Annotated in this window: 19 protein-coding genes and 1 riboswitch; of the genes, 7 read left to right on the top strand and 12 right to left on the bottom strand. The window is 64.7% G+C overall.

What is annotated here, in order from left to right; all coding sequences use genetic code 11:
- Positions 1-28 precede the first annotated feature (28 nt).
- The gene (locus ACFO3E_RS00145; protein WP_066528712.1) at positions 29-967 is read right to left on the bottom strand and encodes a right-handed parallel beta-helix repeat-containing protein; all 939 of its coding nucleotides are present in this window, start codon (positions 965-967) and stop codon (positions 29-31) included.
- Positions 968-1,149: 182 nt separating this feature from the next.
- Here ACFO3E_RS00145 and ACFO3E_RS00150 point away from each other — a divergent pair, with 182 nt between their 5' ends.
- Together ACFO3E_RS00150 and ACFO3E_RS00155 are read left to right on the top strand one after the other, a co-directional pair.
- Complete coding sequence (locus tag ACFO3E_RS00150) at positions 1,150-2,625, top strand: ABC transporter substrate-binding protein (protein WP_380801665.1); 1,476 nt, start codon at positions 1,150-1,152, stop codon at positions 2,623-2,625.
- Between the two features lie 19 nt (positions 2,626-2,644).
- Complete coding sequence (locus ACFO3E_RS00155) at positions 2,645-3,067, top strand: DUF4112 domain-containing protein (protein WP_066524911.1); 423 nt, start codon at positions 2,645-2,647, stop codon at positions 3,065-3,067.
- 3 nt (positions 3,068-3,070) lie between these two features.
- Here the strand turns inward: ACFO3E_RS00155 and ACFO3E_RS00160 are convergent, their stop codons facing one another.
- Positions 3,071-3,868: a ribonuclease T2 family protein gene (locus ACFO3E_RS00160; RefSeq protein ID WP_066524914.1), complete on the bottom strand. Its 798-nt coding sequence runs from the start codon at positions 3,866-3,868 to the stop codon at positions 3,071-3,073.
- Positions 3,861-4,724, bottom strand: coding sequence for a carboxylating nicotinate-nucleotide diphosphorylase (gene nadC, locus ACFO3E_RS00165; RefSeq protein WP_066524915.1), 864 nt, complete (start codon positions 4,722-4,724; stop codon positions 3,861-3,863). The genes ACFO3E_RS00160 and nadC overlap by 8 nt, the downstream gene beginning before the upstream one ends.
- Positions 4,725-4,812: 88 nt before the next feature.
- Here nadC and ACFO3E_RS00170 point away from each other — a divergent pair, with 88 nt between their 5' ends.
- Complete coding sequence (locus ACFO3E_RS00170; RefSeq protein ID WP_066524917.1) at positions 4,813-5,298, top strand: SRPBCC domain-containing protein; 486 nt, start codon at positions 4,813-4,815, stop codon at positions 5,296-5,298.
- Between the two features lie 18 nt (positions 5,299-5,316).
- Here the strand turns inward: ACFO3E_RS00170 and nadA are convergent, their stop codons facing one another.
- Together nadA and ACFO3E_RS00180 are read right to left on the bottom strand one after the other, a co-directional pair.
- Positions 5,317-6,303 (bottom strand): quinolinate synthase NadA, encoded by a 987-nt coding sequence (nadA, locus tag ACFO3E_RS00175; RefSeq protein ID WP_066524920.1) that lies wholly within the window; start codon positions 6,301-6,303, stop codon positions 5,317-5,319.
- Positions 6,304-6,381: 78 nt separating this feature from the next.
- The gene (locus tag ACFO3E_RS00180) at positions 6,382-7,257 is read right to left on the bottom strand and encodes an MBL fold metallo-hydrolase (RefSeq protein WP_066528713.1); all 876 of its coding nucleotides are present in this window, start codon (positions 7,255-7,257) and stop codon (positions 6,382-6,384) included.
- Positions 7,258-7,430: 173 nt separating this feature from the next.
- On the opposite strand from ACFO3E_RS00180, the gene ACFO3E_RS00185 reads away from it, so the two are divergent.
- Entirely contained in the window at positions 7,431-8,318 is an 888-nt protein-coding gene (locus tag ACFO3E_RS00185; RefSeq protein WP_066524922.1) for a tyrosine recombinase XerC, read from the top strand.
- Between the two features lie 143 nt (positions 8,319-8,461).
- Here the strand turns inward: ACFO3E_RS00185 and ACFO3E_RS00190 are convergent, their stop codons facing one another.
- The 4 genes from ACFO3E_RS00190 to rsmI all read right to left on the bottom strand — a co-directional run bounded on the left by ACFO3E_RS00190 (position 8,462) and on the right by rsmI (position 11,460).
- The gene (locus ACFO3E_RS00190; protein WP_066524924.1) at positions 8,462-9,061 is read right to left on the bottom strand and encodes a DedA family protein; all 600 of its coding nucleotides are present in this window, start codon (positions 9,059-9,061) and stop codon (positions 8,462-8,464) included.
- Between the two features lie 88 nt (positions 9,062-9,149).
- On the bottom strand, positions 9,150-10,124 hold the full coding sequence (gshB, locus tag ACFO3E_RS00195; RefSeq protein WP_066524926.1) for a glutathione synthase: 975 nt from the start codon (positions 10,122-10,124) through the stop codon (positions 9,150-9,152).
- Between the two features lie 143 nt (positions 10,125-10,267).
- Positions 10,268-10,621, bottom strand: coding sequence for a YraN family protein (locus ACFO3E_RS00200; RefSeq protein WP_380801669.1), 354 nt, complete (start codon positions 10,619-10,621; stop codon positions 10,268-10,270).
- Positions 10,618-11,460: a 16S rRNA (cytidine(1402)-2'-O)-methyltransferase gene (gene rsmI / locus ACFO3E_RS00205; RefSeq protein WP_380801671.1), complete on the bottom strand. Its 843-nt coding sequence runs from the start codon at positions 11,458-11,460 to the stop codon at positions 10,618-10,620. Before rsmI ends, ACFO3E_RS00200 begins: the two co-directional genes overlap by 4 nt.
- Before the next feature lie 11 nt (positions 11,461-11,471).
- Between rsmI and ACFO3E_RS00210 the strand changes: the two genes are divergently transcribed.
- Positions 11,472-12,671: a penicillin-binding protein activator gene (locus tag ACFO3E_RS00210; RefSeq protein ID WP_066524930.1), complete on the top strand. Its 1,200-nt coding sequence runs from the start codon at positions 11,472-11,474 to the stop codon at positions 12,669-12,671.
- Between the two features lie 95 nt (positions 12,672-12,766).
- Here ACFO3E_RS00210 and ACFO3E_RS00215 read toward each other — a convergent pair whose 3' ends face one another.
- Positions 12,767-13,546 carry an ABC transporter ATP-binding protein gene (locus ACFO3E_RS00215; RefSeq protein ID WP_380801673.1) on the bottom strand — a complete coding sequence of 260 codons (780 nt, stop codon included), beginning with the start codon at positions 13,544-13,546 and terminating at the stop codon, positions 12,767-12,769.
- Positions 13,540-14,535: a FecCD family ABC transporter permease gene (locus tag ACFO3E_RS00220; RefSeq protein ID WP_066524934.1), complete on the bottom strand. Its 996-nt coding sequence runs from the start codon at positions 14,533-14,535 to the stop codon at positions 13,540-13,542. The genes ACFO3E_RS00215 and ACFO3E_RS00220 overlap by 7 nt, the downstream gene beginning before the upstream one ends.
- A 59-nt stretch (positions 14,536-14,594) precedes the next feature.
- On the opposite strand from ACFO3E_RS00220, the gene ACFO3E_RS00225 reads away from it, so the two are divergent.
- Positions 14,595-15,404, top strand: coding sequence for an ABC transporter substrate-binding protein (locus tag ACFO3E_RS00225; RefSeq protein WP_066524936.1), 810 nt, complete (start codon positions 14,595-14,597; stop codon positions 15,402-15,404).
- A 36-nt stretch (positions 15,405-15,440) separates the two neighbouring features.
- Here the strand turns inward: ACFO3E_RS00225 and ACFO3E_RS00230 are convergent, their stop codons facing one another.
- Complete coding sequence (locus ACFO3E_RS00230) at positions 15,441-17,279, bottom strand: TonB-dependent receptor plug domain-containing protein (protein ID WP_066524939.1); 1,839 nt, start codon at positions 17,277-17,279, stop codon at positions 15,441-15,443.
- A gap of 173 nt (positions 17,280-17,452) precedes the next feature.
- Positions 17,453-17,692: riboswitch (cobalamin riboswitch) on the bottom strand.
- Between the two features lie 65 nt (positions 17,693-17,757).
- On the opposite strand from ACFO3E_RS00230, the gene mobA reads away from it, so the two are divergent.
- Entirely contained in the window at positions 17,758-18,294 is a 537-nt protein-coding gene (mobA, locus tag ACFO3E_RS00235; RefSeq protein WP_066524941.1) for a molybdenum cofactor guanylyltransferase, read from the top strand.
- Positions 18,295-18,365: the final 71 nt, after the last annotated feature.

Here is an 18,365-nt window from a genome sequence, read left to right on the forward strand (position 1 = left end):
CGGAACGCCTTGTGCAAGCTGAGGGCCGTTAGCGGCGGTCAGTCTGCTTGATGCCGTTCGCCAGGCGATTCGCCCCGATTTTCACCGCGTCATCCGTGAAATTGGCAACGAAGCTGCTGCTGCGCTGCAGGCCCGGCACGAAAGATGCGCTGTTGCCTGCGATGGACAAGCCGCCGCTGTCATGCTCCCGCCCTTCGGGCGCGACAGTGATGAAAGCGCTGTAATTATCCTTGTTCCGGCCCTGCACCATCTCATTGCGGCTAATTTCACCGCTGGCGCCATTGGACAGATCGATCATGTAGTTGGTGAGGCGACCACCGCTATCGTCGAAGCTGTTGTCGTTGATCGTGACGCGCGGCGTGCGTGTTTTCAGATAATGGCCGCCATCGCCCTGATCAAAGCGTGAGCGCGTAACGGTGAGCTTGCCATAACGACCGATATAGATGCCATGAGCGCAATCCAGGTCACGGTCACAGCGGCCCAGATGGCGAAAGGTCGATTTATCGATGGCGACGCTGTTACCCGGCGCATCCCCGCTCAATATTCCTTCTTCGCTGTTGCGGAAGAGGCTGTTGGTCACGGTCAGGTTGCCGCTTTCCAGGCGGATGCCTGCGCCATTGCCGTCGGGCACGCGCAAATTCTGGAAGATGATGCCATCGACACTGCTTGATCGGCCACGCAGCACCAGCGCGGCCTTTCCCTCGCACGGCATGCCGTCCAGGATGACGCTGCCCGGCGTCTGGGCCTGGAACGCGACCTCTCCTGCTTCCTGCACAGCACATTGGGCGTAGGAGCCGGGTGCGATCAGCACCGTGCCCTTGCCATCGCCAATCGCCGCAACCGCATCCTTGAGCGAGGCATAGCTCCGCCCGCCTTCGGCTAAGGTGAAGGGCGTGGGCGTGCCTTGTGCCAAGGCGGCCGCTCCGGCGGCCGCGAAGACGAGCAGTGTGGTGGATAAGATGCGCATATCGAAAGTCATAGGCGCGAGCGGCCGCGCGTCCAATGCGAAGTCATGGTTAACAAAATGCTGTTCCGGGATGGGACAGGTCGTGCTGCGCGCCCCCGGCTGACTCAACAATCGCAGGACGATGAATATAGGTGCAGAAATGCTTCAACTCCGGCGAGACAAACTCTAAGCCTGTTGCACGCATGACCGTGGCCGCCATCCTGCTCCGACCGATTGCCGTCCTATTGGGCGGCGCGGCGCTTCTTGCAGGCTGCTCGCAGGAGGCAAGCGGACCAGTGGCGGTCAGCGTCATAGGATCGCCAGCCGATCTCGACAAACCGCTGGAGAATCTGCCGGATCCTGGCGCCAAGCTGATCCTGGAGGCGACGGCTCAGGGATTGGTGGCGTTCGACGCAGCCGGCGAAATTTTACCCGCCCTGGCGCAGCGCTGGATCGTCGAGGATGAGGGGCGCAGCTACATCTTTCGGCTGCGCCGCGCCAATTGGCCGGATGGAGAAAAGGTTACGGCGGTCGATGTTTCACGGCCCTTGATGGCCCGGATTGAATCGGTGCGGCGGTTGGATCCGGAAGGGCCGCTCGATGCAGTGGAGGCCGTGGTGCCGATGACCGGGGAAGTGATAGAAATTCGGCTGGCCGCCCCCCGCCCATATCTGTTGCAGATGCTGGCGCAGCCGCAAATGGCGCTGCTATCACGCGAAGGCGGGACAGGTCCGTACCGTCGCGAACGCTGGGGAAAGGCGCTCATTCTCAGCCCTGTGGACCGGGTTGGCAGTGGCGAGGATGAGCCGCCGGCGCAGCCTGGGGAAACACGTATCTTGCGGGCGGAGAGGGCTGCGCTGGCGATCATCCGCTTCCGTGAGGGCAAGGCCGCCATGGTGCTCGGCGGCCGCTTTGCCGACCTGCCGCTGCTGGTGCCGGCAGGGGTCGATCGTGATGCGGTGCGGATCGATCCCGTACAGGGGCTGCTCGGGCTGGCGGTTACGGGCAAAGGTAAGTTGCTGGACGATGATGGTGTGCGGCGCGCGATCAACATGGCCATCGACCGCACTCAGTTGCCGGTGTTGTTCCCGCTAGGCGGCTGGGCGATCACCGAACAGATCGTGCCCAGCCAGCTCGACCTGCCGGGGCCGCCCACGCAACCTGACTGGTCGGATAGGAGGATGGACGAACGGCTGGCGCAGGCGGCCGCAGCGGTGGCGCGGTGGCGCAGCGACAATGGCGATCCGCCTGTGTTGCGTGTCGCCCTGCCCGAGGGCCCAGGCGCAACGGCATTGTTCGGCCTGATCCGGCATGATTTGCGCAGGATCGGCCTGCAAGTCGAGCGGGTGGCGAAGAAGGGTGAGGCCGATCTCCGCCTGATCGACGAGGTTGCTGCCTATGACAGCGCACTTTGGTATCTGGGGCGGATCGGCTGTGCGCGGAAGGTTCATTGTTCAGCTGAGGCCGATACCCAGTTGCAGGCCGCGAGCCTGGCCAGCAGCCTGCCCGAACGGATGGCGCGGATAGCCCAGGCCGAGGCGCTGATGCAGGCGCATAATGGCTATATCGCGCTGGGCACGCCTGTGCGCTGGTCACTTGTGACCCGGCGCCTGAACGGATTCATGGCCTCTCCCCGCGCCCGGCACCCATTGAACCATCTGTTGCGCAGCACCAACTAGGCTCCATTGGAGGAGCAGAATGGCGTTTTCGCAAGACCAGTTCGATCGCATGGTACGTGATATGCCGGGCTTTAGCCGTGATCCCGCCTCGATCCGGCGGCGGATAGAGGCGATGGAGGCGATGCTGGAGGGGCTGTTCGTCATCCCCGGCACCAACCGGCGCGTGGGGCTGGACAGCCTGGTCGGGCTGATCCCGGTGGTGGGCGATTTGGCGACCGCCGCGATGGGCGCGTGGATCGTTTGGGAAGCACGCAATCTGGGCATGCCGAAATGGCAATTGGCGCGCATGGCCGCGAATGTCGGGTTCGACACGCTGGTGGGGGCGATCCCCCTTGCAGGCGATGTGTTTGACTTCCTTTTCAAGTCCAATACGAAGAATCTGCGCATCATTCGGAGGCATCTGGACAAGCATCATCCATCGACCGTCACGATCGAGGGTTAGAGACTAATTTGCCGGTGCTTGCGCGTTGGGATCGAGGTTCAGGATCAGCGCGGGGCGGCGGGCCGGAATTGGCATAGGCCGTTGCAAGCGGGCAAAGGCCGGACCGGGCTCGATCCGCAGGCGGCTGCTGGCTTTCACGCCGCGCTGCCGGGCGGGGCAGCGGGCGAATTCCATCGTGCGGTCCATGCACAGCCAGAGCTCGCTTAGATTTCCGCGCGTGGTTCGGACCAGCATCATCTCCGGTTTGAGAGCGGGGTTCGCATGGGCGAAGGCGGCGGCGAACTGTCCTGCGGTCAGCGTGTCGCGGCGCGCGAGCGCGTTCATATCGGGATAGCGGATCGAGTCGTAAAGGGCGCGGGCTAGGTTGAAATACAGGTCCGGCTTGGTTGTCATGCAGCTCCCATGCTTGGCCCATTCATGCTGGAGCAGCTGGGCGGAGGGCGTCGTGCAGAGATTCTGGCGGATCACCTGGCGCGAGAGCAGATCGGTGGCGCGGCAGTATTGCGGCCAGTCCTTCCCGACCCCTTCGGGCCACAAACCATGCAGGACAAAGCCGAACCGGCCGTTGCGGCCGCCGCATTGGAAGACGCTGCTGCTCCCCCGGGCGGTAGCGCAATATTGGGGCGACCAGCTAAGCGCCAGCGTATAGCCGCCGATGGGAAGGAGACGGCGCGGTTCGCCATTGTCGGGCAGTTCCAGGCGCGGGCGCGGGATCTGCGCGGGCAGGCTGCACCCGGCCGCCTGCGCCAGGGCGGTGCCGGGCGCGGCCAGCAGCAGGACTGCCGCAAGGGCTTTATGCAAAGGCGAAGTCCAGGCCGATGTCGGCGGCGGGCGCGGACTGGGTGAGGCGGCCAACGCTGATATAGGTGACGCCGGTTTCCGCCTTGGCGCGGATGGTCTGGAGCGTGACGCCGCCCGATGCTTCGGTCGGCACGCGGCCGCCCACAAGGGTGACCGCACCGCGCAGGGTGGGCGCGTCCATATTATCGAGCAGGAGGTGCGTAGCTCCGGCGGCAAGCGCCGGTTCGATCTGGTCGATGCGATCGACTTCGACGATGATCCTCTCGATCCCGGCGGCGGCGGCGCGGCGGACCGCTTCCTCGACCGATCCGGCGACGGCGACATGATTGTCCTTGATCATCGCCGCGTCCCACAGGCCCATGCGGTGATTGGTCGCGCCGCCTTGCCGAGTCGCATATTTCTCAAGCATGCGCAGGCCCGGGATGGTCTTGCGCGTGTCGAGCAGCGTGGCGCCGGTGCCGAGGATGGCATCGACATAGGCGCGAGTCATGGTGGCGATGCCCGTAAGGTGCTGGACGGTGTTGAGTGCCGACCGCTCGGCCGTAAGCATCGCACGGGCCTTGCCCCGGATGCGCATGATGTCGGTGCCGGCAGCGACGCTGTCGCCATCCTCTTTCAGCAGCTCGATCTCCACCTGCGGGTCGAGCGCGCGGAAAAAGGCGGCGGCGATAGGCAGCCCGGCGAGCGTCACCGCGTCGCGGCTGTCCATCACCCCGTCAAAGATCGCGTCGGCGGGAATCACCGCTTCGCTGGTGACGTCGCGGCCGTCGGGACCGAGATCCTCGGCCAGGGTGGAGGCGATGAAGGCGTCGAGGTCGAAGCCGGGGAGTGAAAAGACAGGAGAATCAGCGCGCATGGCCGAGCGATGTGGCACAGTCGCCGGGCGGTTGACAGTCCCTCTGAGTGGGTCGAGGCTAAGTCCGGACGATCAGCGGAGACCCGGCATGAGCGAGGAACCCGAATCTATCCGCGAAATTACCATCACCCGCCTGATCGATGCCCCTGCCCATCTGGTCTTCGCGGCTCATGCCGATCCGGTGCATGTAAAACGCTGGTTCGGTCCGGTCGGCTGGCCGCTCAGCACATGCGAGATGGATTTCCGGGTGCGCGGGCACTTCCGGTTCCAGATGACGAGCGACAAGGGCGAATTGGGGCCGCCCTTTGGCGGGACCTATCTGGAGATCGTGCCCAACCAGCGCATCCGCTACGACAACAGCTTCGAGGCGCCCGGATCGCCGGTGATGGTGACGACGGTCAGCTTGGCCGAGGATGCTGAAGGGCGCACGCTGCTGACGCATCATACCGTCTTTGAAAGCAAGGCGATGCGGGACGATTATCTGGGTCAGGGGTTCGAGGCTGGGACGAATTCCGGGCTGGATCAGCTGGAAGAAGTGGTGCGCGAGATGGTGGCGGAGACGGGCGGGGGCTGACCCCGCCCTTCCGCCCGATCAGCGGTTGCCGACGTCGCCTTTCCCTATCGTACCGCTCGCCATTTCAAGCATGCGGTCGAGGCTTTTCTTGGCGGCGAGGCGGAGTTGCTCATCCATTTCGATGCGCGGCTGTAGGTCGCGCAGCGCCAGGTAGAGCTTCTCCATCGTGTTGAGCGCCATATAGGGACAGACATTGCAGTTGCAGTTGCCGTCCGCGCCCGGCGCACCAATGAAGGTCTTTTCGGGAACCGCCTTCTCCATCTGGTGGATGATGTGCGGTTCGGTGGCGACGATCAACGTGTCGCCGGTCATCGTCTTGGCATATTGCAGGATGCCGCTGGTCGAGCCGACATAATCGGCATGGTCGACGATGTAGGGCGGGCATTCCGGGTGCGCGGCGACCGGCGCGTCGGGATGCTGCGCCTTGAGCTTCAGCAGCTCAGTCTCGCTGAACGCCTCATGGACGATGCAGACGCCGGGCCAGAGCAGCATGTCCCGGTCGAACTTACGCATGAGATAGCCGCCGAGATGCTTGTCCGGGCCGAAGATGATCTTCTGGTCCTTGGGGATCTGGCTCAGGATCGTTTCCGCCGACGAGGAGGTTACGATGATGTCGGAGAGCGCCTTCACCTCCGCCGAGCAGTTGATGTAGCTCAAGGCAATGTGATCGGGATGCGCCTCGCGAAACGCCTTAAACTGCGCGGGCGGGCAGCTGTCCTCCAGTGAACAGCCAGCGTCCATATCGGGCAGGACGACGATCTTTTCGGGAGAAAGAATCTTTGCGGTTTCCGCCATGAAGCGCACGCCGCAGAAGGCGATGACATCCGCGTTGGTTTCCGCTGCCTTGCGCGACAGTTCCAAGGAGTCGCCAACGAAATCGGACAGGTCCTGAATTTCAGGCTTCTGATAATAGTGACCGAGGATGACGGCGTTGCGTTCCTTACGCAGCCGGTCGATCTCCGCGCGCAGGTCGATCCCCTGCGGGATTCCGGTGATGGCGTTCATATCCCTACTCCTCACGGCCCATTGCAGCGCGCCCCTAGCGGGCGTTGCGCCAATTGGCCAGCATCTGTTGATCCTCGTTCAGCGCAGCTGCCACCTGCCATCCCCGATGGCGGCGGCGATACCCCGCCCATCGAGGTCGATCAAATGGGCGAGGACAGAGCGCCCCGCGGCGGGGTGAAGCCGCGGATCGACGCCCTTGTACATCTCCGCCACCATGTCGGGTATGTGCGAGGCGCCGTTGCGCTCCAGGAAGCGCACTATCTGTCCCTCGCGCTGCTTGCGGTGCCCCATCATGCCGCGCACCAGCCGCCGGGGATTATCCACGGCATCGCCATGGGCGGGATAATAGACGGCATCTTCCCGGTCGAGCAGGCGCTGCATCGAACGCATATAATCGGCCATGTCACCATCGGGCGGCGAGATGACGCTGGTCGACCAGCCCATGACATGATCGCCGGTGAGCAGCGCGCCCTCCTCCACCAAGGCGAAGCAGAGATGGTTGGAGGTGTGGCCCGGCGTCGCGACGGCTTCGAGCGTCCAGCCCTCTCCCGCCACCTGTTCGCCATCGCCCAGGATGCGGTCGGGCTGGTAGGTGGCGTCGAACGCGGCGTCGGCGCGGGGACCATCATCTTCCAGCGTCAGCGGCGCACAGCCGATGATCGGGGCGCCGGTCAGGTCGGCCAGCGGCCGGGCGGCCGGGCTGTGGTCGCGATGCGTGTGAGTGCACAGGATCGCGCGGACCGGGCGGCCATCTATGGCGGACAACAGGGCGGCGATATGCTCCGCGTCATCGGGGCCCGGATCGATCACCGCCAGGTCCGTGGTGCCCACAAGATAGGTCTGCGTCCCCGTATAAGTGAAGTGCGACGGGTTGGGCGCGAGCACACGGCCCACGCGCGGCGAAATCTGCCGAAGCGCGCCGGTCGGCATATCGGGGTCATGAGCGGTGGCCATGCGTCCCATGTGCCCATTTCGGGGGGATTTTCAAGGGCGTCGGGATGAGGGGATTCCGTTTGGGACGCGCCTGCCTTACTGTCATCCCGCCGTTCGCTTCGAGCGAAGTCGAGAAGCATGGGCTTACCGTGTCTTGACTTCGCTCGACACGAACGGAGGTGGAGAGCCGAACATTGAATGATCTTGTGGAAACATGGCGCTGTCATCTGGCGTTGGATCGGAGGCGCTCGACCCATACGGTGCGCGCCTATGTGGCAACGGCCGAGCGGTTGATCGCTTTTCTGGGGGAGCATCGCGGGGAAGCGATTACGACGGAGTTGCTGGGGAAGATCGATCAGGCGGATCTGCGCGCTTTCCTGACGGCGCGGCGGATGGACGGCATCGGCAATGTGTCCGCAGCGCGCGAATTATCGGCGGTGCGTGGCTTCCTGAAGTTCACGGGCGGCGAGGAGGCGCGGGTGCCGCTGCTGAAGGGACCGAAGGTGAAACGCGGATTGCCCCGGCCCGTGTCACCTGACGAGGCCGTAGCGCTGGCGGAGGATATTGCCGAGACGGCGCGGGAAAAATGGATCGGCGCGCGCGACTGGGCGGTGCTGCTGCTCCTCTATGGCGCCGGACTGCGAATCGGCGAGGCGATGGGGCTGCTGGGCGATGTACTGCCGCTGGGTGAAACCTTGCACGTTACCGGCAAGCGGGGGAAGGCGCGCATCGTGCCTCTGCTGCCCCAGGTGCGAAGCGCGATCGAAACCTATGTAGCGACCTGTCCCTGGCCGATGGAGCGGGCGGCTCCGTTGTTCAGGGGCACGCGGGGCGGCCCGCTGTCGGCGGCCATCCTGCGCCGAGCGGTGCAAGGCGCGCGGGGACGGCTGGGGCTTTCGGAGCGGACCACGCCGCATGCGCTCCGGCACAGTTTCGCGACGCATCTGCTGGGGCGCGGGGCGGACCTGCGATCACTGCAGGAATTGCTGGGCCATGCCAGCCTGTCATCGACGCAGATCTATACGCAGGTGGATGCGGCGCATCTGCTGGATGTGTATCGCAACGCGCATCCGCGGGCTTAGAGTATCATGCTAAATCAGGATCACTCATACGTCCCTTCGCCCTGTTCAAGGCCACTGGTCTCGGTTGACTGTCGAAAGGCTTCCCTATCTTGAAGAAAAGGTAGGGGGCTTCCACAAGTTCAGCCAGAATAGGGCGCAGGATGCTAGCCGCGCGGCTTCCAGGTGAAGAGACGCCAGAGATAGAAGATAACCGCACCCACGACGCAGGCTGTGGCGACTGGCCCTACATATTTGTCGATGTCCCGAAAATTCTGGCCGAGAATATAGCCGGCATAGGCAAGGATGATATTCCAGATCAGCGCGCCACCGGCGGTCCAGGCGAGGAATTTGAAATGTCCCATCCGGAACAAGCCTGCGGGCAGCGAGATCATGGTGCGGAAAGCGGGCAGGAAGCGGAAAACGAAGACGACCACCTGACCATATTTGCCGAATATATGGTCGAGGGCCTCCACATCCCTCCATTCCAGCGTCGCCCAGCGGCCATAGCGATCGACCAGGGGCTTCAGGCGCGCAAAGCCCAGTATATGTCCGACCAGATACCAGAAATAGTTGCCCACGGTCGTGCCCAGCGTGCCGACAAGCAGCAGCCATTCCATCGCCATGCGGCCCTGCCCTACCCGGATGCCGCCGATACCCATGATGAGTTCGGACGGAATGGGCGGGAAGACATTTTCGATGACCATCAGGGCGAAGATGCCCCAATAGCCGCCCGCATCGATCAGGCGCAGGACCCAGTCTGTCACTTCCCGTCATTCCAGCGGTAACTGGAATCTCCTGCGGACACAGCTTGAGACACGAAATACCAGCCTACGCTGAGATGACGGTGACCGTTCAAGCGGCCGCTCGTGCAGCGAGGCGGGCGTCGATCGCATCCCAGATCATGCCGCCCGTGTCGGTGCCATTGAAGGCGTCGATCGAGACGATGCCGGTGGGCGAAGTCACGTTGATCTCCGTCAGCCATTCACCGCCGATCACGTCGATGCCTACGAACAGCAGGCCGCGGCGCTTGAGTTCCGGGCCCATGGCGGCGCAGATTTCCAGTTCGCGATCCGTGAGTTCGGTCTTCGCCGCCGACCCGCCGACTGCCAAGTTCGATCGAATCTCACCCGCGCCGGGGATACGGTTGATCGCGCCCGCGATTTCGCCATCGACAAGGACGATGCGCTTGTCGCCCTGCGCGACGCCGGGAATGAAGGCCTGGACCATGAAAGGTTCGACCCATGACGCGTTGAACAGTTCCACCAGCGCGGAGAGGTTCGCGCCGGACTGGCCGACATGGAAGACGGCGTTGCCTGCGTTGCCATAAAGCGGCTTCACGACGACTTCGCCATGTTCGGCAAGGAAGCTTTTCACCTCGGCAAGGTCGCGGGTGATCATGGTGGGCGGCATGAAGCGCGCATAGTCTAGAACGAACAGCTTTTCGGGCGCGTTGCGGACTGAGCCGGGGTCATTCACCACCAGCGTTTCGGCCTGCACTCGTTCGAGCAGATGGGTGGCGGTAATATAGCTGAGGTCGAAGGGCGGGTCCTGGCGCATCAGCACGACATCGACGTCGCGACCAAGGTCGAGCAGTTCGGTTTCCCCGAAGGCGAAATGGTCGCCCTCCACCTTCTGCACCTTCACCGGCCGCGCCTTCGCCAGCACGCGGCCGTCGCGATAGGTAAGGTCGGGCGCGAGATAATGGTAGAGCCGATGCCCCCTCGCCTGCCCCGCCAGCATGATGTGGAAGGTCGAATCGCCCTTGATGTTGATCCCTTCCATCGGGTCCATCTGCACGGCCACGGTCAGAGGGTTGAGTTGGGTCATCCGATACGCTTCCTTCCAAATCCGTTCGTGCTGAGTAGGACCGAGCCTGTCGAAGTCCAGTATCGAAGCACTGCCATGCACTCACCCGTCGATACGACCCTTCGACAAGCTCAGGGTCCGCTCAGGGCGAACGGAGGTTTGAGTTACCCCCCATGCCAGACATTCGCCAGATGGCGCGGCGGGCGGCCCGGTGCAAGGAGGATCACGTCGATCCGCATGTCGTCACCGGGCTTGGCAAGGTCATAGAAGAGCATTTCGGCCGCCGCGGCGACGCGCGAAAGGCGGCGTTCGTCGATGGCGAGGTCGAGATCGGTGCCGGTCGCGCGGGCCTTGACCTCCACGAAGGCGAGCATGGAGCCGCGCCGGGCGACGAGGTCCACTTCGCCCGCAGGCGTGCGCAGGCGGCGGCCGACGATCTGCCAGCCCTTGAGCCGCAGCCACCAGCCCGCAAGGCGCTCCGCTTGGCGTCCGCGCTTTTCCGCCTGCTGACGCTTCACCCCTTGAGCTCCATGGCGCGGGTGTAAAGGGCGCGGCGGTCGAGGCCGAGCTTCTTCGCAACTTCGCCGGCGGCCTTGGAGACGGGCAGGCGCTCCATGGCTTCGATTAGGGCAGCGTCGGCGTCTTCGGCGCTGGCCTGGGGCGCTTCGCCGGGCGGGCCGACTATGACGACGATCTCACCTTTGGGGGGTGCGTCGGCATAGCGGGCGGAGAGTTCCGACAGGGTTCCGGTCTGCGTTTCCTCGAACGCCTTGCTGATCTCTCGCGATACGGCGGCTTCGCGATCGCCCAACCCTTCAGCCATGGCGGCAAGGCTTTCGGAAAGGCGCGGGCCGCTTTCGTAGAAGATGAGCGTTGCGCGCAGGGCGGCGACTTCGGCGAAGGTGTCGGCGCGCGCCTTCTGCTTGGCAGGCGGGAAGCCCATGAAGAGGAAGCGGTCGGTGGGAAGACCTGAAAGCGTGAGCGCGGCGATGGCGGCGCTGGGGCCGGGAAGCGTTATGATCCTGCGCCCGGCGGCGCGGGCGTCACGGACCAGCTTGTAGCCCGGATCTGATATGAGCGGCGTTCCGGCGTCGGAGAGAAGCGCGACCGATTCGCTCGCCATCCGCTCGATCAGGCGCAGGCGGACCCCTTCCGCGCTATGGTCGTGATAGGGGACCATCGGTCGATCCGAGCCCGCGTGGCGCAACAGACGTGCGCTGACCCGTGTATCTTCCACGGCAACCACATCGGCAAGGCGCAGGACTTCCGCCGCGCGAGGGCTAAGGTCTCCAAGGTTGCCGATCGGCCCCGCAACGATGTAAAGCCCGGGTTCCAGCCCAGAAGATTGAGTTTCCATAAGGACGCCAGATGACAGAGACGGATGCCCTCCGGCAAGCGGACATGTTCGCGGCCCTGAAACGCGGTGCACGCATTTTGTTCGCGGCGACCGCGTTGCTGGCCGCAGCCTGTCAAACGGTCGTGCCGCGCGGCCCCAGACCGGCACCCGGCGAACCTGTGCCCAGCAGCCCCGACGTAACCCAAGGGCTGCCCACCGACTCGATGCGGCATCGCGTCGCGCTGCTGGTGCCGCTAAGCGGGCCCAATGCAGGCGTCGGCCAATCGATCGCAAATGCGACGACGCTGGCGCTGCTGGACACCAGGGCGGACCGGGTGCGCATCACCACCTATGACACAGGGCTCGGCGCGGCGGCTGCGGTCAACAAGGCGCTGGCCGAGGGCAATCGTTTGATCCTGGGTCCACTTCTGGCGGAGGATGCGCGGATCATCGGCCCTATCGCATCGCGCGCGAATGTGCCGGTGATCAGCTTTTCCAATGATGTGAGCGTCGCCGGGAACGGCGTTTATATCATGGGCTACAATCCCAACCAGTCGATCGAGCGGGTCGTGGAGTTCGCGCGGGGAAAGGGTCTGTCGAAATTCGGCGCCCTGGTGCCCAAGGGCGTCTATGGCGAGCGGTCCGGCACGGCGCTGCTGCGCGCGGTGGAGCAGACGGGCGGCACGGTGGTGTCGATGCAGACCTTCGACAGGTCGGCGGCGTCGATAACGGCGGCGGTGAAGAAGCTGCAGGCATCGTCCAGCTATGACGCGCTACTGATCGCGGATAGCGGCCGCGTAGCGTTGCAGATCGCGCCGATCGTGCGGAAAAATGGCGGTGCGGGTGCGCGGCTGTTGGGAACAGAACTATGGAATACCGACAATAGCCTCGCGGCGAGCCCGGTGCTGCGCGGCGCGTGGTTCGCCAGCGTGTCGGACGGGCTCTATGGCCAACTCGCGGGCAAATATCGCGCGCGCTACGGCAGCTCGCCTTTCCGACTGTCGGCGCTTGGCTATGACGCGGTGCTGCTGACAGTGCGAATCGCACGCGATTGGAAGCCTGGCACGACGTTCCCGGCGGCGAGGCTGCGCGATCCGGGCGGCTTCTCGGGGATCGACGGCGCGTTCCGGTTCGGGCGCAGTGGCGTGGCCGAACGGGCGCTGGAGGTGTCGGAGGTTGGCGCTGGGACCTATACGGTCGTGGCGGCGGCGCCCAAGGCATTTAGCGAGTAGGAACTCTTTCTCCGCTCGGACGGAGCCTGTCGAGGCCCCCCTTTCTTTTGGGAAAAGTGGCGCACTTCGACAGGCTCAGGACGAACGAGATAGTGCTAGTCCTTGATCCGTCCCGTCGGCAGGATCAGGGGCCAGTCGCGATCCGGTTCGATGCAAGCGGAAATGCCATAAACCTCGGCGAGGCTTTGCTCGGTCAACACCTCCAGCGGCGCGCCATCGGCCACGAGCTTGCCCTTGTCCATCAGCAGCAGGCGGTCGCAATACCGTGCGGCCATCCCGAGATCATGGAGCACCGTGACGACCAGGGATCCCGCGCTTGCTTCAGCCTTCAACAGGTCCATGACATCGATCTGATGCCCCGGATCGAGCGCGGCGAGCGGTTCATCGGCGATCAGGCCGGGCGCACCGACCGCGAGCGCGCGGGCAAGGAGGACGCGAGCGCGTTCGCCGCCTGACAATTCGGTGGCCACACGGCCTTTCAAATGAAGGACGTCGGCGCGGGCGAGAGCGGCATCGACCAACGCTTCGTCGTGGGGAGACAGGCGGGAGAGCGGCCCGAGATGAGGCATGCGGCCTAGCGCGACCAGCCTTTCCACCAGCAACGGCCAGTGCAGCGTCTGTCCCTGCGGCAGATAGGCAATGCGGCGGGCGATCTCCTGGCGCGAGAGGCGCGCCGCGGGGCTGCCATCAATCTCGATTTCGCCGCCGACGAGCTTCGTCAGGCCGAGCAGGGCGCGAATCAGCGTCGATTTGCCCGCGCCATTGGGACCGATGATGCCGACCAGCTGGCCGGGCTCCAGCGCAAGGGTGACGCCATCGACTGCCGGATGGCGGCCGAGGCGGACGGAAATATCCTGCGCACGGATCGTCACCATAGCCGCCGTTCCCGCATCAGATGGACAAGGAAGACCGGGACGCCCAGCAGCGCGGTGAGGACCCCGAGCTTGAGTTCGCTGCTGGTCGGGATCAGGCGCACGCCGATGTCGGCCAGCGTCAGCAGCGCCGCCCCGCCCAGCAGCGACGGAAGCAGGACGGCGGAGGGCGAGCGGTCGGTTAGCGGGCGGACGAGATGCGGGACGATGAGGCCGACAAAGCCGATCGCGCCCGACACGGCGACCGCGCCGCCGACGCCGATCGCAACGCCCAGCATGATGCGCAGGCGCGCCTTGCCTAGGTCCGCGCCAAGGGCCTGCGCCCCCTCCTCCCCCAGTGTCAGCGCGTCAAGGGTGCGACCATCGGCGATGAGCAGCGCCGCGCCGATGAGGACACAGGGAAGCGCAATCCAGACATGGGCGTAGCTGCGATTTTCCAGGCTGCCCATCAGCCAGCTCATGATCTCCATCGCCGCGAAAGGATTGGGCGAGAGATTGAGCGACAGGCTGATCCCCGCCCCCGTCAATGTCGCGACGGCGATGCCCGCGAGGATGAGCGTCAGGGGGCTTTCCGAAGGACCCGCGAGCAGGAACAGTGCGGTGATCGCAATGAGGCTGGTGGTGATGGCGAGCAGCGGGAGAATGGCGGGATGCAGTTGCGCGAGGCCGAAATAGAGGGCACAGACGGCCCCCAAGGCTGCGGCGTTGGATGCGCCCAGCACCGATGGCTCCGCGAGCGGGTTGCGCAGATAGCCCTGGAGCGATGCGCCAGCGAGCCCGAGCATGGCGCCAACGATCAGGCCGAGCAGCATGCGGGGCAGGCGCAGGTCGATGAGGATAGCGCGGGCGATCTCGTCGCCCCCTCCACCAAGGACGGCCAGGATGCGCGGGAGCGACAGCGGGACAGCGCCCAGCGTGAGCGAGCCGAGCGCGGCCACAAGCGTGAGCGCGATGAGCGCGGGCATCAGCAGCGGATGACGCCGGGCGGTCATGGCTTGCGTCCTTGCAGGTGCTTGGTAGAGCTTCGCGACACCGTGGGGGACGCGACAGGATGCGAGGCAGGACTATCATCGCGGCGCTCTGTGTGCTGGGGCTGACGGGTGCGGCCGCCCCTGCTCCCAAGCGGATCGTGTCGCTCAACACCTGCGCGGATCAATATGTGCTGGCGCTTGCCGATCCCCGGCAGATCGTCGCCCTCAGCCCCTATGGCCATGATCCGGAACTGTCGGCAGCGGTGGCGAAGGCGCGCCGGTTTCGCACGCTCCGCCGCCCCGCCGAGGAGGTGCTGGCGATGCGGCCCGATCTTTTGATCGGCCTTCCCGATGGTGCGGGAAGCGTGGTCGGCGCCCCGCCGGGCCAGTGGCGAACGCTGGGGCTGGCCAGTGCGGACAGTCTGGTCACGATCCGGGCCCAAATTCGTGAGGTCGCCGCGGCGGTCGGACATCGCGAGCGCGGGGAGGCGCTGATCCGGCGCATGGATCGCGATCTTGCCCCGCTGCCTCAGGCTGGACGCGGCGGGGTCGCAGCCTATTATCAGCGGCGCGGCTATATGACCGGGACGGGTACGCTGGTCGATGAACTGATCCGGCGCGCGGGGCTCGTCAATCTGGCGGGGAAGCTGGGCAAAGCCTCGCTTGCCCAGGTACCGCTGGAGGAGATGATCGCGGCAAGGCCCGATTGGCTGATCGTCGAGAGCGGCAGCGAGAATGTCGTCGATCAGGGAACGGAGATGCTGCACCATCCGGCGCTGCGTTCCATCCCCCGCATCCGCGTTCCGCAGGCGTGGACGGTGTGCGGCGGCCCCGCCTATGTGGAGGCCGCGCGCAGTATCGTGGCGCAGGTCACCGTTGCGCAGAATTGAGGGGCTGAGGCTCACGCCAGCCCCTCTCGCCAGGCTTTAGAAGCGGACACGCACGCCGCCAAAGGCCGAGCGGCCATAGGTGTTGTAACCATAGACCGTCGAGTATTCTTCATCGGCGAGATTGTCGATGCGGCCGTAAATCTCGAGATGTTCGTTGATCGGGAAGGATGTACGGACGCCCAGCAGAGCATAGCCGTCAAGTCGCTGCGTATTGGCAGCGTCGTTGAAGCTGTCGCCCACCATGGTCAGCGTAGCGCCCATCGACAGGCCGAAGGACCAGACATAGTCGGCCGAGACGCTCACCGCATTCTTGGCACGGCGGGGCAACAGCTTGCCTTCGTTGATGCCGCCTTCCGACCGGTCGATCGCGTCGATATAGCTGTAGGCAGCCGTGACGGTGAGCGCATCGACGGGCTTCAGCGTGACGGCGGCCTCAACACCCTTGGCCCGGGTCCGGGTCAGGTTGATATATTGACCGAAGGGCAGGATGAAGCCGTCGAAATAGAGCTGGTCGCGTGTGTCGCGGCGGAAGGCGGTGACGGAGATCATCGCGCGGCCGCCCACGACGCTATGATCGAAACCGATGTCGTAGCTCTTCGACTTTTCGGGCCGAAGGGCGGGATTGCCGTTGAAGCCATCATAAAGTTGATAGAGCGATGGCGCCTTGAAGCCTTCGCCATAGCTGGCGCGGATGTTGGTGCGGCCAGCATTGGGCGTGTAATTGGCGTTGGCGCCGAGCGTGGTCGCACCGCCGAACTGGCTGTGATCGTCGTGGCGCACGCCGCCGGTGAGCGAGAGGCCGGTGAAGGGCTTCACGACGGCGAGGGCATAGACGCTGTCGATATTCGCCTTGGCGCCGCCGCTGCCGAAGCCGTAGAAATCATAATCCGGCCGCTCATGCTCATAGCCGAAGACCAGCTTGGCCTGATCAATGGGCTGATAGACGCCCTCATATTCGAAGCGAAGGTTGGTGCCCGAATAGCCATAATCCCCGAAGGGCGAGAAATAGTCGCGATCGTTACGAAGCCAGGTGACGGCGCCCCGCTGGGTCAGCTTGCCGTCGAACAGGGCGAGGTTGATGCCCGCATAGCCGACATATTGGTTCAGCTTGCTGCTGTCCGTCGACTCCATCGGCGCGCCGAAGAAGATGTCGGTGTCGAGATCGGCGTGGATATAATAGCCGCGCAAATCGAGGCTGAGATTGTTGGTGAAGGCGAGCTTCAGCTTGGCGTGGGTGGCGATATTCTCATAGCCGTCCTTTTCCGTGCCGCCCTGGGCGGCGGAAATGCCGTCAGTGCGAAAATAAGCGACGCCCACGCCGCCCGACGCGATGCCGCTGCTGCCGGACACATCGGCTTTGGCGTTCAGCGTGTCGGCATAGCCATAGTCGATCGAGGCGCTGCCGCCGAAGCCTTCGGCAGGCTCGCCGGTCATGATGTTGACGACACCGCCAATCGCCTGGCTGCCATAGACGACCGAGTTGGAGCCGCGCAGTATCTCGACTCGGCGGATGTTGCCGGTCAGGAGATTGCCGAAGTCATAGAGATCGCCGATGCCGCTGGGGTCGTTGACCTTGACGCCGTCGAGCAGCACCAGCGTTTGCGTCGTTTCCGCGCCGCGGATCGAGATACCCGTAACCCCGCCCACCACATCAGCACGGTTGAACCGTACGCCCGGCGTCGTGATCAGCAGGTCGGCGATGCTGACCGACTGGCGCGTTTCGATGGTCTGTGCGTCGATTACGGTGACGGCCTGGCCGACTTCATCGCGAGGCTGCTCGATGCCGAGCGCGGTGACGATGATCTCGTCATTATCCCCTGCGAGCGCGGGGGTGGCGGCGAGAAGCGCCAGCAGTGAAATTCCGGTCTTGAACATGTTCGTCTTCCCTGAGCGTCAGGCGACTCTTGGGCGAGGGTCTCCGCGCAAACGGCCGGACACGCGGTAAGGACAGACGCCAGCGCCCCGCCCCGCGCACCGATGCGGCCCCCGCCGCTTCGCGTCGCTCAGACGGAAAACACCGTGCCCGGACCTATCCCTGGATCCTGGACAAGAGCGACCATGCGCTGGCAGGTCTCCTGGCTCGCGGGTCAAGGCAGCGATGCACGGCCTTCCCGGGCCGTCTGGCCCAGTGGCTGGCCCCCATCGCCTCCCCTTTGAAGACGGCGGGTTCCACAGTGCATCGCGCTCGCCGCTTACAGTTGCAGGGACAGCCGCGGAATTGGATAGCCACGCTATCCGCACCGCATTCCCTTTCAAGCCCAATGGGCACCGGCGCGATCTTCTTATGTCAGCGGTTGCCCGCTCACGCGCCGCGCCATAGGGGAAAGCAGAGGTTCTGCCAAGGAGTGGATCGATGCGATTGCTGGGCGCGGTGCTAGCCGGTGGGCGATCCAGCCGGTTCGGGAGCGACAAGGCGCTGGCCGTGATGCCGGACGGGCGCATCCTGCTGGAGCATGCGATGGCGGCGATTGCGCCGCATGTGGAGGCGGTGGTGGTTTGCGGCCGGGCGATGGAGGGGGTGACGGGCCTACCCGATCGGCCTGCCCCAGACATGGGGCCGCTGGGCGGGCTGAACGCGGCGCTGCATCATGCGGCAGGCCAGGGCTTTGACGGGGTGCTAACGATCGGGTGCGACATGCCGGTCTATCCGGCCGCGCTGGCGGAGGCGCTGACCGCAGATGGCGCGGCGGTGCTGAAGGGGCAGCAACTTGCCGGGTTCTGGCCCGCTTCGCTGGCGGGAGAGCTGGACGCGCACCTGGCCGAAGAGAATAACCGCTCCATCTATGGCTGGCTGGAGCGGATCGGCGCGCAGATCGTGGACCGGGCGGATATCGTGCTGCCCAATATCAACCGGCCGGAAGATCTTGATGGTTTGCGCTATCAGGACTGAGCCTGTCGATGCCCCTTACCTTCCTTCCAACTAAGGCAGGGGCATCGACAAGCTCAAGGCGAAGGTGCGGA

This window comes from Sphingobium tyrosinilyticum, from assembly GCF_042654265.1.
Lineage (GTDB): Bacteria > Pseudomonadota > Alphaproteobacteria > Sphingomonadales > Sphingomonadaceae > Sphingobium > Sphingobium tyrosinilyticum.